Annotated in this window: 12 protein-coding genes; 4 read left to right on the top strand and 8 right to left on the bottom strand. The window is 66.7% G+C overall.

What is annotated here, in order from left to right:
* Positions 1–256 precede the first annotated feature (256 nt).
* The 4 genes from selD to JHC36_RS04220 all read right to left on the bottom strand — a co-directional run bounded on the left by selD (position 257) and on the right by JHC36_RS04220 (position 6,010).
* Positions 257–1,339, bottom strand: a complete 1,083-nt coding sequence (gene selD / locus JHC36_RS04235) for a selenide, water dikinase SelD (RefSeq protein WP_287916265.1) — start codon at positions 1,337–1,339, stop codon at positions 257–259.
* 63 nt (positions 1,340–1,402) lie between these two features.
* Positions 1,403–1,921 carry a signal peptidase II gene (gene lspA, locus JHC36_RS04230; RefSeq protein ID WP_124220531.1) on the bottom strand — a complete coding sequence of 173 codons (519 nt, stop codon included), beginning with the start codon at positions 1,919–1,921 and terminating at the stop codon, positions 1,403–1,405.
* Positions 1,922–1,939: 18 nt separating this feature from the next.
* The gene (ileS, locus tag JHC36_RS04225) at positions 1,940–4,840 is read right to left on the bottom strand and encodes an isoleucine--tRNA ligase (RefSeq protein WP_287916261.1); all 2,901 of its coding nucleotides are present in this window, start codon (positions 4,838–4,840) and stop codon (positions 1,940–1,942) included.
* Between the two features lie 126 nt (positions 4,841–4,966).
* Positions 4,967–6,010 (bottom strand): bifunctional riboflavin kinase/FAD synthetase, encoded by a 1,044-nt coding sequence (locus JHC36_RS04220; protein WP_287916258.1) that lies wholly within the window; start codon positions 6,008–6,010, stop codon positions 4,967–4,969.
* Between the two features lie 167 nt (positions 6,011–6,177).
* Here JHC36_RS04220 and JHC36_RS04215 point away from each other — a divergent pair, with 167 nt between their 5' ends.
* Positions 6,178–6,735, top strand: a complete 558-nt coding sequence (locus JHC36_RS04215) for an HNH endonuclease (protein ID WP_287916256.1) — start codon at positions 6,178–6,180, stop codon at positions 6,733–6,735.
* Between the two features lie 6 nt (positions 6,736–6,741).
* Here the strand turns inward: JHC36_RS04215 and JHC36_RS04210 are convergent, their stop codons facing one another.
* The 3 genes from JHC36_RS04210 to JHC36_RS04200 all read right to left on the bottom strand — a co-directional run bounded on the left by JHC36_RS04210 (position 6,742) and on the right by JHC36_RS04200 (position 9,874).
* The gene (locus JHC36_RS04210) at positions 6,742–7,860 is read right to left on the bottom strand and encodes an acyl-CoA dehydrogenase family protein (protein WP_287916254.1); all 1,119 of its coding nucleotides are present in this window, start codon (positions 7,858–7,860) and stop codon (positions 6,742–6,744) included.
* 18 nt (positions 7,861–7,878) lie between these two features.
* Positions 7,879–9,084 (bottom strand): acyl-CoA dehydrogenase family protein, encoded by a 1,206-nt coding sequence (locus JHC36_RS04205; RefSeq protein WP_287916251.1) that lies wholly within the window; start codon positions 9,082–9,084, stop codon positions 7,879–7,881.
* 82 nt (positions 9,085–9,166) lie between these two features.
* Positions 9,167–9,874: a YceH family protein gene (locus JHC36_RS04200; RefSeq protein ID WP_287916250.1), complete on the bottom strand. Its 708-nt coding sequence runs from the start codon at positions 9,872–9,874 to the stop codon at positions 9,167–9,169.
* 20 nt (positions 9,875–9,894) lie between these two features.
* Between JHC36_RS04200 and purN the strand changes: the two genes are divergently transcribed.
* The 3 genes from purN (at position 9,895) to JHC36_RS04185 (ending at position 13,281) form a co-directional block, all read left to right on the top strand.
* Complete coding sequence (gene purN, locus JHC36_RS04195; RefSeq protein WP_287916249.1) at positions 9,895–10,503, top strand: phosphoribosylglycinamide formyltransferase; 609 nt, start codon at positions 9,895–9,897, stop codon at positions 10,501–10,503.
* Between the two features lie 64 nt (positions 10,504–10,567).
* Entirely contained in the window at positions 10,568–11,833 is a 1,266-nt protein-coding gene (locus JHC36_RS04190; RefSeq protein WP_287916247.1) for an RsmB/NOP family class I SAM-dependent RNA methyltransferase, read from the top strand.
* Positions 11,834–12,057: 224 nt separating this feature from the next.
* Complete coding sequence (locus JHC36_RS04185; protein WP_287916245.1) at positions 12,058–13,281, top strand: DesA family fatty acid desaturase; 1,224 nt, start codon at positions 12,058–12,060, stop codon at positions 13,279–13,281.
* Between the two features lie 266 nt (positions 13,282–13,547).
* On the opposite strand, the gene rpmG is transcribed toward JHC36_RS04185, so the two are convergent.
* The gene (rpmG, locus tag JHC36_RS04180; protein ID WP_124220511.1) at positions 13,548–13,718 is read right to left on the bottom strand and encodes a 50S ribosomal protein L33; all 171 of its coding nucleotides are present in this window, start codon (positions 13,716–13,718) and stop codon (positions 13,548–13,550) included.
* Between the last annotated feature and the right edge of the window lie 4 nt (positions 13,719–13,722).

Below are 13,722 nucleotides of genomic sequence, written 5' to 3'. Positions count from 1 at the left end.
CTTTGCGATCCGGGACGTGGCCGAGGCGCACCGCGCGCTCGAGTCGCGCCAGACGGTGGGCAGCACGGTTCTGACGGTCTGAGAGGCTGAGAGGGAATTGGTCATGCCCGCTTTGACGCCCCAAAACACGCCAGAGGGCGTTGCAAATGCGCGCCGTAGCCCGAGCTACGGCTGTGCTTTGCGCCTACTCGGGCGCATTTTGGGGCGCCCCTTCGGGCACGCCCAATTCCCTCTCAGCCTCTGAGGGGAACGCAGCTCAGCGAATCACGAGACGGGCGGCGCCCTCGCCGGTCGGCGCCGCATCGACCCTGCCGATGACGGCGGCGTCGGCAAAGCCGTGACGTTGGAACACCTCGAGCACGTTCGCTGCTGCTTCGGGCGCACAGGACACCAGCAGCCCGCCGCTGGTTTGCGGGTCGGTCAGCAGCGCGCGGTCGGTGGGGGCAAAGCCTTCGGGCAGCGCCACCTCGGCGCCATAAGCTGCCCAGTTCCGACCCGAGGCACCGGTGACGACGCCTGCCTCGGCGAACGCGCGCACGCCTTCGAGCAGCGGCACGCGCGCCCAGTCGATCTGCACCGCGTGGCCGCAGCCGCGCGCGACTTCGAGCGCATGGCCGGCCAGGCCAAAGCCCGTGACATCGGTGATCGCATGCACGCCGTCGAGCGCAGCCAGATCCGGCCCCGGGGTGTTGAGCCGCGTCGTGGTTTCGATCATGCGCGCATAGCCCGCGGCATCGAGCAGGTCTTTTTTGAGCGCGGCCGACTGCACTCCGACGCCCAGCGGCTTACCGAGAATCAGCCAATCGCCCGCGCGCGCATCCGCATTGCGCCGCACCCGCGCCGGGTGCACCAGACCCAGAGCCACCAGCCCGTAGATCGGCTCGACCGAGTCGATCGTGTGCCCGCCGGCGATGGGGATGCCCGCGGCGCGGCACACCGACGCGCCACCTTCGAGGATGCGGCCGATGGTGGCGGTCGAGAGCACCGAGATCGGCATGCCCACCAGCGCGAGCGCCATGATGGGCGTGCCGCCCATGGCGTAGACATCGCTCAGCGCATTGGTGGCGGCGATGCGACCAAAGTCGAACGGGTCGTCGACGATGGGCATGAAGAAATCGGTGGTGGCCACCAGCGCCTGGGTGTCGTTGAGGCGATAGACCGCGGCGTCGTCGGCGGTTTCGATGCCCACGAGCAAAGCCTCGGGGATGGGCAGTTGCGTCGTGCCGCGCAGAATGTCCGACAGCACGCCCGGTGCGATCTTGCAGCCGCAGCCGCCGCCGTGTGAGAGCGAGGTCAGCCGGGGTTCGGTGCGCTCAGGCAGGTCGGTGTTCGGGTTCATGAGAGGGCTGAGGGTCGCAGATTAAGTCGAAACAGGCCGGAAGATTCCGAAGGGTGCAGCGGCTCAGCGCGCCTGCCGCACACGGCGCAGCTCGTCGAGGATCAGCGCAGCGGCGCCCACGGTGATGGCCGCGTCGGCCACGTTGAACGCCGGGAAATAGCCGCCCGGAAAGACCGGCTCGAGCCAGCGCCAGTGAAATTGCAGGAAATCGACCACGTAGCCGTGCAGCAGCCGGTCGATGACGTTGCCGACCGCACCCCCGAGGATGCAGCTCAGCGCGAACGCAAAGAGCCGCTGGTGCCCATGCCTGCGCAGCATCCAGACGATGGCCACCGTCGCCACGAGGCCGAGCCCCGTGAAAAACCACCGCTGCCAGCCGCTCGCACCGGCGAGGAACGAGAAAGCCGCGCCCGTGTTGTGCACACGTACGACGTTGAAGAAGCTCGTCACCCCTACGCTGTCCCCAAGAGCGTAGTTACCGAGTATCAGCACCTTGGTGAACTGGTCGAGCACCACGATGAACACGGCCAGCGTGAGCCACAAGGTCAAGGAAGCGCGGGCGGAGGATAGGGCTTTGGCCACGGCGAGGCTTTCCAGTCTTCAGGCGCAGTGCCGGGGCTCGCCCGCACCGATGCCTTCGCTTTCGGCCAGGTTCGCGACGCAGCGGCCGCAAATCGTGGGGCGCGTGGGGTCGATTCCGACGTCGTCGCGGTAGTGCCAGCAGCGCTCGCACTTGGGCGCGGTGGCGGGGGTGACCTGCACGGCCAGCGCCTCGCCGTCGACCACCGTCGCCGCCGAGGTGATGGTGACGAATTTCAGGTCGTCGCCGAGCGAGCGCAGCAGGGCCGCATCGTCGGGCCCGGCGGTGATGGTCAGGAGCGCCTGCAGCGAAGGGCCGACGGCACCGGTGGCGCGCACCGCCTCGATTTCCTTGTTGGCCACTTCGCGGATTTCGCGGATGCGCGCCCATTTGGCGAGCAGTGCCTCGTCGGGCGTGGCGAACCGCCAGTAGGTCTCGAAGAAGATCGAACCTTGGTTCTGCGCCCCGGCAAAGACCGCCCAGGCTTCCTCGGCCGTGAAGGACAGGAAAGGCGCCATCCAGCGCAGCATCGCGTGGGTGATCTGGTGCAGCGCGGTCTGTGCGCTGCGGCGCGCCATCGACTTCGGGGCGGTGGTGTACAGCCGGTCCTTGAGCACGTCGAGGTAGAACGCGCCGAGGTCTTCGGAGCAAAACACCTGCAGCTTGGCGACGACGGGGTGGAACTCGTAGGCGTCGTAGTGGCGCAGGATGTCGGCTTGCAGTTCGGCCGCGTGCGACAGCGCCCAGCGGTCGATTTCGAGCATCTGAGACTCGGGCACCGCGTCACGCGCCGGGTCGAAGTCGCTGGTATTGGCCAGCAGGAAGCGCAGCGTGTTGCGGATGCGGCGGTAGGCATCGACCACCCGGGCGAGGATCTTGTCGTCGATGTTGAGGTCACCCGAGTAGTCGGTGCTGGCGACCCACAGACGCACGATTTCCGCGCCCAGCTTGCTGCTGATCTCCTGCGGCACGACCACGTTGCCCAGGCTCTTGCTCATCTTGCGGCCCTGGCCGTCGGTGGCAAAGCCGTGGGTCAGCAGACCGCGGTAGGGCGCGCGCCCTTCGATCGCACAGCCGAGCAACAGCGAGCTGTGGAACCAGCCGCGGTGCTGGTCGTGGCCTTCGAGGTAGAGGTCGGCCTCGGGCCCTTCGGCGTGGCAGCAGCCGTTCGGGTAAGCATGGGCATGGCTGCCGCGCAGCACATGCCAGAAGGTCGAGCCCGAGTCGAACCAGACTTCCAGAATGTCGGCGCTCTTGGTGTAGTGCGCGGCGTCCTCGGGGCCGAGGATGTCCTCGGCGGTGGTGCGGCTCCAGGCTTCGATGCCGCCCTGCTCGACGATGGCGGCGGCCTGGTCGAGGATTTCGAGCGTGCGCGGGTGCAGTTCACCCGTCTCTTTGTGCAGGAAAAACGGCACCGGCACGCCCCAGGCGCGTTGCCGCGAAATGCACCAGTCGGGCCGGTTCGCGATCATGTCGCGCAGCCGCGCCTTGCCGTTTTCGGGGTAGAAGCGCGTGTGCTCGATTGCTTCGAGCGCCATTTGCCGCAGCGTTTTGGGCGCTTTGTCGGTGGTGAACACGCCTTCGCCTTCGTCCATGCGGATGAACCACTGGGCGGCGGCGCGATAAATCACCGGCGTCTTGTGCCGCCAGCAATGCGGGTAGCTGTGCGTGATGCCCACCGTGCCCATGAGGCGGCCCGCCGCGCGCAGCGCCTCGATGACGCGGTCGCAGGCTTGCCAGATGTTCATGCCGCCAAACAGCGGCAGCGTCGGGGCATAGTGCCCGTCGCCCTGCACCGGGTTGAGGATGTCCTCCGTGCGCAGGCCGTGCGCGATGCAGGAGTTGAAGTCATCCACGCCGTAGGCGGGCGAAGAGTGCACGATGCCGGTGCCGTCGGTGTCGCTCACATACTCGGCCAGATAGACCGGCGACAGGCGGCGGTAGCCGGCGTCCACGTCATAGAGCGGGTGGCGGAACTGCAGGCCGCCGAGCTGCTGCCCCCGCGCGGTGGCGATCACCTCGCCCTCGAGTCCCCAGCGCGCCAGGCACGATTCCACCAGGGACGCCGCCAGCACGAGCAGCCCGCGCGGGGTGTCGACGAGCGCATATTCGAGTTCCGGGTGGGCGTTGAGCGCCTGATTGGCCGGCAGCGTCCAGGCGGTGGTGGTCCAGATCACGGCAAACGCGCTGCGGCCTGCGGGCAGCGCCGCGAGGTTGAAGGCGGCGGCCAGACGCGCGGGGTCGTCGGCTTCGAAGGCGACGTCGAGCGTGGTGGACTGCTTGTCCTGGTATTCGATTTCGAACTCGGCCAGCGAGGAGCCGCAGTCGAAACACCAGTAGACGGGTTTGAGCCCCCGGTAGACGAAGCCGCGTTCGATCACGCGCTTGAACGCACGGATTTCGCCCGCTTCATTGACCGGATCCATGGTGCGGTAGGGCCGCGCCCAGTCCCCGAGCACGCCCAGGCGTTTGAAGTCTTCGCGTTGCTGCTCAATCTGCTCGGTGGCGTAGGCGCGGCTCTTGGCCTGCATTTCGTCGCGGCTGAGCTTGCGGCCGTGGAGCTTCTCGATCGCGTTTTCGATCGGCAGGCCGTGGCAGTCCCACCCGGGGATGTATTGCGCGTCGAATCCGGCCAGCTGCCGGCTCTTGACGATCATGTCTTTGAGCACCTTGTTCAGCGCATGGCCGATGTGCAGCTTGCCGTTGGCGTAGGGCGGCCCGTCATGCAGCACGAACAGCGGCGCGCCCTGCCGTGCAGCGCGCAGCCTCAGGTAGAGGCCGCTTTCATCCCACTGCTGCACCCAGCCCGGCTCCCGCCGGGGTAGGTCGCCCCGCATCGGAAAGGGCGTGTCGGGCATGTTGAGCGTGACGCGCCAGGGGCTGGCGGCATCGGTCTTGGCGGGGGCGTTTTTGTCGGACATGGGGAAAACTCGTGCGGTCTCGCCGAAAGTGGCGGGCCAGTTTCAGTCTGGCGGAAAGGAGGCTCGGGGTGCGAGCGCCGGGGCAGCGCTTGTGGCCAGGCCGTGGGGACGGCCGAGGGGGCTGCTTCAGTCCGGAATTCGGTCGCGGGTGGTCTGCCGACGGGTCTGGGCGTAACGCTCGGCAAAAAAGCGACGGGCGTCCTCGCAGTCGCGCGCAATGCCTGCTGTCAGCGCATCGAGGCTGTCGTATTTGAGTTCGTCGTGCAGTTTGTGCAGCAGGTCCACCCGGATGATTTTACCGTAGGCCCCCTCGATCCCGAGGGGTTCGGGCCAGTCGAAGCAATGGGTCTCGAGCAGCACCCGCCCGCCGTTGACGTCGCGCGGGTCGAGCGAGGGCCGCACCCCCAGGTTGGCCACGCCCGGCAGCGCCTGCGCGCCCAGGCCGTGCACTTCCACCGCAAAGATGCCGCTGGCGGCCGGCTTCCAATGGGAAAAGCGCAGGTTCAGCGTGCGAAAACCGTCGCCCGCGGCCGGCGCTGTCTCCCCGAGGGCGCGGCCGAGCTTGCGGCCGTGGACCACATGCCCGCTGATGCTGTAGGGCCGCCCGAGCAAGGCCGCTGCGTCGCTCATGCGTCCTTCAGACAGCGCCGCACGCACCGCCGAGCTCGACACCCGGCCGCCGTGGATTTCGTAGCTCAGCATCCGAGCCACCTCGAAACCCGCACGCGCTCCGGCCGCATCGAGCAGCGCGTAGTCGCCGGCGCGCTTGGCCCCGAAGCGAAAGTCGTCCCCCACGAGCACATAGCGTGCGCCCAGCCCCTGAACCAGCACGCGTTGGATGAATTCGTCGGGCGACAGAGCCGCCAGCGCCGCGTTGAAGGGCAGAACCACGACCTGATCGACGCCACAGCGCTGCAGTTCCTGCAGCTTGTCGCGCAGCGTGGCGATGCGCGCGGGCGCGATGTCGGCGCGCTGCGCCTGCGCGGCGAAGAAGTCGCGCGGATGCGGCTCGAAGGTCAGCACGCAGCTCGGAATGCCCCGATGCCGAGCCTCGTTCTGCAGCAGCGCCAGCATGGCCTGGTGGCCGCGATGCACGCCGTCGAAGTTGCCGATGGTCAGCGCGCAGGCCTCGGCCAGGCCCTGATGGTGCAGGCCGCGGAAAATTTTCATGCCCGATTCTGGTATGGATTTCATAGCGCCATGGCGCCGTTTCACGCCGGGGTATCCGTTAAATTGTCATGAAACGGGCGTATATTGTGACCGGTGCGGCGCCGCGCCGGTCTGCGCCGCTCATCCGGCTCTGCATGACGTGACCAACCCCTAGCATGGAGGTGTGCGTGAAGGTGCTCAAGCTGTCGGCCCAAGGGCTGCCGCAGTCGTGGATTTCGCTCGAACAGGCGGTGATTCACTATGCCGCGGGCGAGGTGCGCTGGGAACTCGGCCAGGAGGTGGCGGTGTTCCACGGCGGCCACAATGCGCGCACCGGTCGTCAGTCGATCATCGCGGTCAGCAGCATCATCGGTACGCGCGGCGTGCCCAACATCAACCCCTTCGACCTGCGGCCCACGCTCACCAACCTCAAGCTGTTCGCGCGCGACCGCAACCTCTGCGCCTACTGCGGCGGCGTGTTCCCGGACCATGAACTCACGCGCGAGCACATCGTGCCCTTCGCGCAAAACGGCCGCGACCACTGGATGAACGTGGTCACGGCCTGCCGCGCCTGCAACCATCGCAAGGGTGCGCGCACGCCGGAGCAGGCCGGCATGACGCTGCTCTATGCGCCTTATGTGCCGAGCCTTTGGGAGGACTTCATCCTGCGCAACCGGCGCATCCTCGCCGACCAGATGGAGTTCCTGATGGCGCACGTGCCCAAGAATTCCCGCCTTCTGGCTTGAGGCAAGTCAGGCGAACACGCCCGCCGTGTCCTGCATGCGCGCCGACACCTCGCCCAGATGGTGCAAGGTGTCACCCCAGGTCATTTCGAGTTGGGTCAGCGTCTTGAAATAGTGGCTGACGATGTATTCGTCGGTCACGCCGATGCCGCCATGCAATTGCACGGCTTGCTGGCCGACGAAGCGCATCGAATGCCCGAGTTGCACCTTGGCGCGCGAGAGCGCCCGGCGGCGCTCATCGGCCGGCGCGTTGAGCTTGAGGCTGGCGTAGTAGCTCATGGAGCGGGCGAGTTCCAACTGCATCTTCATGTCGGCCACACGGTGGCGCAGCGCCTGGAAGCTGGCGATGGGCACGCCAAACTGTTTGCGCGTGTTGAGGTACTCCACGGTGACGGCGAGCGTGCGGTCCATCACCCCGACGGCGTAGGCCGCGATCGACGCGATCCCCAGGTCTTGCGCAAGCTCGAGTGCGGCGAGGCCTTCACCCGTGAGCAGCATCGCAGCGGCACGGTCGAACTGCACGTCCGCGGCGCGGCTGCCATCCTGCGTGCCGTAGCCGCGGGTGGCGACCCCCGTGCCCCGCGGCACCAGGAACAGCGCTAGAGCACCGTCCAGGCGCGCCGGGACCAGATAGGCATCGGCATGGTCGCCAGCCGGAACGAGGTTTTTCAAGCCACTGAGCACATAGCCCGCGGCCCCGTCGCCCGCCTGTGCCTCGGCGTCGCACACGTCGAGCCGGTAGCGTGCGCGACGCTCTTGGTGCGCGAGCGCAATCAGAGCCTCGCCGCGGGCCAGGCGCGGCAGCCACTCGGCGCGCAGCGCCGGCTCGGCATAGCCTGCGAGCAGGCGCGCCGCGATCATGGCCTGCGCGAGCGGCTCGAGCACCAAGCCGCGGCCGAGTTCTTCCATGACCACCATGGCCTCAACGGCGCCGTAGCCCAGGCCCGCGTCGTCCTCGGGGACGGTTAGCCCGGTGAGGCCCAGCTCGGCCAACTCGGCCCAAACCCCGCGGTCGAAGCCGCCGGCTGCCACGATGGCGCGTCGGCGCTCGAACGGATAGGCTTTCTCCACCCAGCGGGCCACTGCCTCGCGCAGGGCGAGCTGATCGTCGGAAAAATCAAAATCCATGATGGGGCTCCTGCAGGATCAACCGAGCACGGTCTGGGCCACGATGTTGCGCTGGACCTCGTTGCTGCCGCCGTAGATCGTGGTCTTGCGCATGTTGAAGTAGGTCGACGCCAGCGGCGCATGGGCCACCACGCCGCCGGGGAAGCCACCCAGCGCGCCGAGCGCCGCGTCACCCTGCCAGCCGGCCTCCATCGCTTCGCGAATCAAGGGTAAGGCGTAAGGTCCGGCGGCGAGCATCATCAGCTCGCTGTAACGCTGCTGAATCTCGCTGCCGCGGATCTTGAGCAAGCCTGCGATGTCGAGCGATTGTTTGCCGGACTTTTCGGCCGACAGCACGCGCAGCACCAGCATTTCGAGCGCGACGATGTCGACCTCCAGCAGCGCGATCTGGTCGCGAAAGCGCAGGTCGTCCCACACGCCCTCGGTCTTGGCGATGCGCTTCAAGCGCTCGAGTTCACGCTTGGCGCGGTTGACGTCGGCGATGTTGGTGCGCTCATGGCTGAGCAGGTGCTTGGCGTAGGTCCAGCCCTTGTTCTCCTCCCCGATCAGGTTTTCCACCGGAACCTCGACGTTGTCGAAGAACACCTCGTTGACCTCGCATTCGCCGTCGAGCAGGCGGATCGGGCGGACGGTCACACCTGGCGACTTCATGTCGATCAAGAGGAAGCTGATACCGGTCTGGGGCTTGCCCTCCGTGCGGGTGCGGACCAGGCAGAAGATCCACTCGCCATACTGCCCGAGCGTCGTCCAGGTCTTTTGGCCGTTGACGATGTATTTGTCGCCGCGGCGCTCGGCGCGGGTCTTCAATGACGCGAGGTCGGAGCCCGCGCCCGGCTCGCTGTAGCCCTGGCTCCACCACACCTCGCCGCTGGCGATGCCGGGCAGGAAGCGCTGCTGTTGCTCCGGAGTCCCAAAGGCCATGATGACCGGCGCCACCATCACCGGCCCGAAGGGCACGATGCGCGGCGCACCGGCAAGAGCGCATTCCTCTTCGAACAAATGCTTTTGCACGGCGTTCCAGCCCGGGCCGCCAAACTGCTTGGGCCAGCCGTAGCCGAGCCAGCCTTTCTTGCCCAGAATCTTCGCCCAGCGCTGCATGTCGTCGCGGCTGAGCGTGAGGGCGTTGTGCACCTTGTGCGCGATGTCGGGCGGCAGGTTGGCGCGCACCCAGGCGCGCACCTCTTCTCGGAATTGCTGTTCCTCAGGCGTGAAAGCCAAGTCCATGGCGTTGCTCCGTGGGGTGGGGTCAGCCGTTCGGTCGGCCGAGCGTCAAGAAGCAGGCATTGTGCGCACGAGCGTGCGCTTTTCACTGTCCATCCGGCGACAAGCCCAGTTCCCGCATCAGGCGTTCGACCTGCGCGCGCAGCCGTTCGACCTCGGCTTCCAGGGCCTCGACACGCGCGGGGATGGCCGCCGCTGCTTGGCCGACTGTCGCGCTGGCGGCGCCACCTATGGGCTCCGGATCGCCGCAGAGCCGGTGCATCCAGCGCGCCTCGCGCGCGCCCGGTGCTCGGGGCAGCTTGACGACCAGGGCACCACCGCGCTCGGGCGGGCGTGCCTGCAGTTCTTCGAGGAAGGCTTCCACCGAAGACCCATCGGCGAAACGGTACCAGCGTTCGCCGTTTTGCCGCAATTCAGCGGCCGTCTGGGGCCCGCGCAGCATCAGTAGCCCGAGCAGCACCGCCGACTGCTCGGGGATGCGCAGGGCGCGCTGGACCTTGTGTTCGTAGTGTGGCACGCGCGCGCCGCCGACCTCGACCACCAGGTCGAGCGCCTTGAGCGCTTCGAGGGCTTCGAGCACCTCGGCTTCTTCGAGCTGCATCACCGGTTCCCGGCTGGTCTTCTGATTGCAGCCAGCCTGCACCATCAGTAGCGTGAGCGGGTAGCTGTCGGGCACCGTGCGGGCTTTTTCCATCAGGGTGCCCAGGACGCGGGCTTCCGTAGGCGTCAAGGGGCGCGCCGGGCAGGGCGTCGCGGCGTCGGGGTGAGCGTGGGTGTTCGGGTCCAGGGTCATGGCAGGGATAATCGCAGGCAATGAGAAACATCGTGATTTTGATCTCCGGCACCGGCTCGAACATGCAGGCCATTGCCGCCGCGGCCGAGCGGGATCAGTGGCCCGAGCGCTTCGGGGCTCGCGTGGCAGCCGTCATCAGCAACCGGCCCGAGGCCAAGGGGCTCGCCTGGGCTCGCGAGCACGGCCTCGAGACGCAGGTCGTCGACCACCGCGCCTACGCCACCCGAGAAGCATTCGATGAAGCCCTGGCTCGGGTGATCGATGGCTATGAGCAGCCCCAAGAGCCTGCGCTTGTGGTTCTGGCAGGCTTCATGCGCATCTTGACCCCGGGCTTCGTCGAGCGCTACGCGGGGCGCTTGCTCAACATCCACCCATCCTTGTTGCCGGCGTTTCCGGGGCTCCACACCCACCAGCGCGCCATCGCCGCGGGCTGCCGTGTTGCGGGAGCAACCGTCCACGAAGTGACGGCCGAGCTGGATCACGGCCCGATACTGGAACAGGCGGCCGTACCCGTGCTGCCCTGCGACACACCCGAGCAGCTCGCTGCGCGGGTGCTGAGCCAGGAGCATCGCATCTATCCCCAAGCCATTGCCCAGTGGCTGCGTCGGCATCGAGCCGTCGCAGCTTGAGGGCCTTTTTTTGACTGGCGACTGGCAGTGACGGGACTGCGCGCGCATCCAACCTCAAGCACCCATGCATCCCAAAGCCCTATTGGACTCTTGCGCCGAACTCGTGGCGCTGGTTCTGCGTTTCGATCATCCGGCCGACGCCATCGTTTCGCGGTACTTCCGCCAGCACAAACAACTCGGGCCCCGAGAGCGGGCCACGCTCGCGGAAACCGCCTACAACGTGCTGCGGCACAAGCTGCGCTTCGAATCGCTCGCCCGATCGGGCCAGGGCCCGCGCGAACGGCGGCTGGCGATCCTGGGCTTTCACGGGCCACGGGACTTCCTCAAGAGCGCGCTGAGCGACTCCGAAAAACAGTGGCTCGACGCTTGCGACGCAGTCCCGCCGGAGGCTTGGTTGCCGCAGCATCGGCACAACCTGCCCGACTGGCTCGCGGATGCGCTTCGTGCGCAAGTGGGCGACGCATTCGAGGCCCTGGCGGCCAGCCTCAATGAACCCGCGCCGCTCGACCTGCGGGTGAACGTGCTCGTTGCCAAGCGCGCCGACGTCCAGCGCGAGCTGGCCGAGGCCGGGGTGCGTGCGGCGCCAACCCCGTATTCACCCTGGGGCTTGCGGATCGAAGGCAAGCCGGCGCTGCAAAAGATCGAAGCCTTCCGTCGCGGGGCCATTGAAGTTCAGGACGAGGGCTCGCAGTTGCTCGCCTGGATCCTCGATGCGCACCGGGGCGAGATGGTGGTCGACTTCTGCGCCGGGGCCGGCGGCAAGACGCTCGCCATCGGCGCCATGATGCGCAACACCGGGCGCTTGTATGCATTCGACACGTCGGCGCACCGGCTGGAGGCGCTCAAGCCGCGCTTGGCGCGCAGTGGCCTGTCGAATGTGCATCCGGCGGCGCTGGCGCACGAGCGCGACGAGCGGGTCAAGCGCCTCGCGGGCAAGATCGACCGGGTGCTGGTCGATGCGCCTTGTTCGGGGTTGGGCACGCTGCGCCGCAACCCGGACCTGAAGTGGCGCCAGACGCCTCAGGACGTCGCCGAACTCGTGACCAAACAGGCCGCCATACTGGAGAGTGCGCAGCGCCTGCTCAAACCGGGTGGCCGACTGGTCTATGCCACCTGCAGCGTGCTGCCCGAAGAAAACGAGGCGATTGCCGCTGCCTTTTCCGAGCGCCATCCGGAATTCGAGCCCCTGCCCGTGGCTGAGGTCTTTCGGGGTCTCAAGCTTGCCGAAGCCGAGGCTCTGTGCACGGCCGACGGACGTTTTCTGCGGCTCTGGCCCCACCGCCACCACACCGACGGTTTCTTCGCGGCAGTCTGGCAGCGCCGCGGGTGACACGCTGGACGCGGCCGAGATCGGCGCGGCGTTTGCGGTGAATTCGACGCGGGCCACACGGTGCGCCGCGGCCCACCGCCGATCGACCGTGGCGCACGCGGCGCCCCTGTCCTCGAATTCGCGGGGCTTTGTTGCGGGCTGCGGTGTTCCAGGCGCGTGCGCGCCATAAAATGAGCAGATGGGGTGCGGCTTTTTGCGTCCCGGTTTTGAGGTGTTTTTCGTTTATGAGTCTTTTGGATACGCCGATTCTTTCCGCCGCGATCGACTGGCTGGCACATGGGCTTTGGCAGGCTTCCTGGTGGCAAATCGTGCTGTTCACCCTGGTGATGACGCACATCACCATCGCCAGCGTCACGATCTATCTGCACCGGCATTCCGCGCATCGGGCGTTGGACTTGCACCCCGTCGTGGCTCATTTCTTCCGTTTCTGGCTGTGGCTGACGACCGGTATGGTCACCAAGGAGTGGACCGCGATCCACCGCAAGCATCACGCCAAGTGCGAGCAGCCCGAAGACCCCCACAGCCCGCATGTGCACGGCATCCGCACCGTGCTGCTGCAAGGCGCGGAGCTCTACCGCGCCGAATCCAAAAATGCCGAGACGCTGGCCCGCTTCGGCCACGGCACGCCGGATGACTGGATCGAGCGCAACCTGTATTCCCGTTATTCGTGGCAGGGCGTGGGTTTGATGATGATCGTCGACCTCGCTTTGTTCGGCGCCGCGGGGCTGGCGGTGTGGGCGGTGCAGATGGCCTGGATCCCGGTGACCGCTGCGGGCATCATCAATGGCGCGGCGCACTACTGGGGCTATCGCAACTTCGAAGCGCCCGACGCCAGCACCAACATTTTCCCGTGGGGCATCATCATCGGCGGGGAGGAACTGCACAACAACCACCACACCTATCCGACTTCGGCCAAGCTGTCGGTCAAGCCCTTTGAGTTCGACATCGGCTGGCTCTACATCCGTATCTTGCAGAGCCTGGGTCTTGCGACGGTGAAGAAGATCCCGCCGCGTGTGGCCTATGGTGTCGCACGGCCCGTTGCGGATGAGCGAACGCTCGAAGCTCTGATTGCCCACCGCTACGAGGTGATGGCCGCGTATGCCCGGCGTATGCGGGCGGTGGTTCGGGCGGAATTGCCGACCCTGCGCCAGCAGGCGCTCGACGCCTCGGTACTGCAGGCAGTCAAGCGCTGGCTGCATCGCGATGTCGACAAGGTTCCGGCGGATGTTCGCAGCAAGATCGAGCAGGCGCGCGCGGCTAACCCGGTGCTCGACCAGATGGTCTCGATGCGCGAGGAATTGCGTCAGCTTTGGCTCAGTACGAACCGGACGCGGGAACAACTGGCGTCAGATCTTCAGGCATGGTGCCGGCGGGCCGAGAACAGTGGCATCGCAGCGCTGCGGGAGTTCTCGCAGCAGTTGCGCGCGGTTCAGGCGCGCCAACCCTGATCGGTACAACCCCTCGCGCGCTGAGGGGTGTAAACGCTGAAAGTTAAGGCAACGCTGAATAAGTTCCCGTGATGGCGCGCGCCCGGCCGCGGGATGGGATGCGAGGCGCAAACCGCAGCCATAGCCGAAGCTATGGCGAGGATTTGCAACGAAGCAAACCGCCCGCAGCCGGGATGCGCGGCGCGCGAGGGGCTTGTTCAGCGTTGCCATAAAAAAACCCGCTGCATGCAGCGGGTTTTTTTATGGGAGAAAGCCGGTAAACCGAATTACTTCAGCTTGGCTTCCTTGTACTCGACATGCTTGCGAGCCTTGGGGTCGAACTTCATGATCGACAGCTTGTCCGGTGTCGTCTTCTTGTTCTTGGTCGTGGTGTAGAAGTGACCGGTGCCCGCTGTGGACTGCAGCTTGATTTTTTCGCGTCCGCCTTTGGTTGCCATGGTT

This window comes from Tibeticola sp., from assembly GCF_022759015.1.
GTDB lineage: Bacteria > Pseudomonadota > Gammaproteobacteria > Burkholderiales > Burkholderiaceae_C > Tibeticola > Tibeticola sediminis.
The sequence above is the reverse complement of the archived record's forward strand: the minus strand, read 5'-3'. Positions and strand labels throughout refer to the sequence as shown.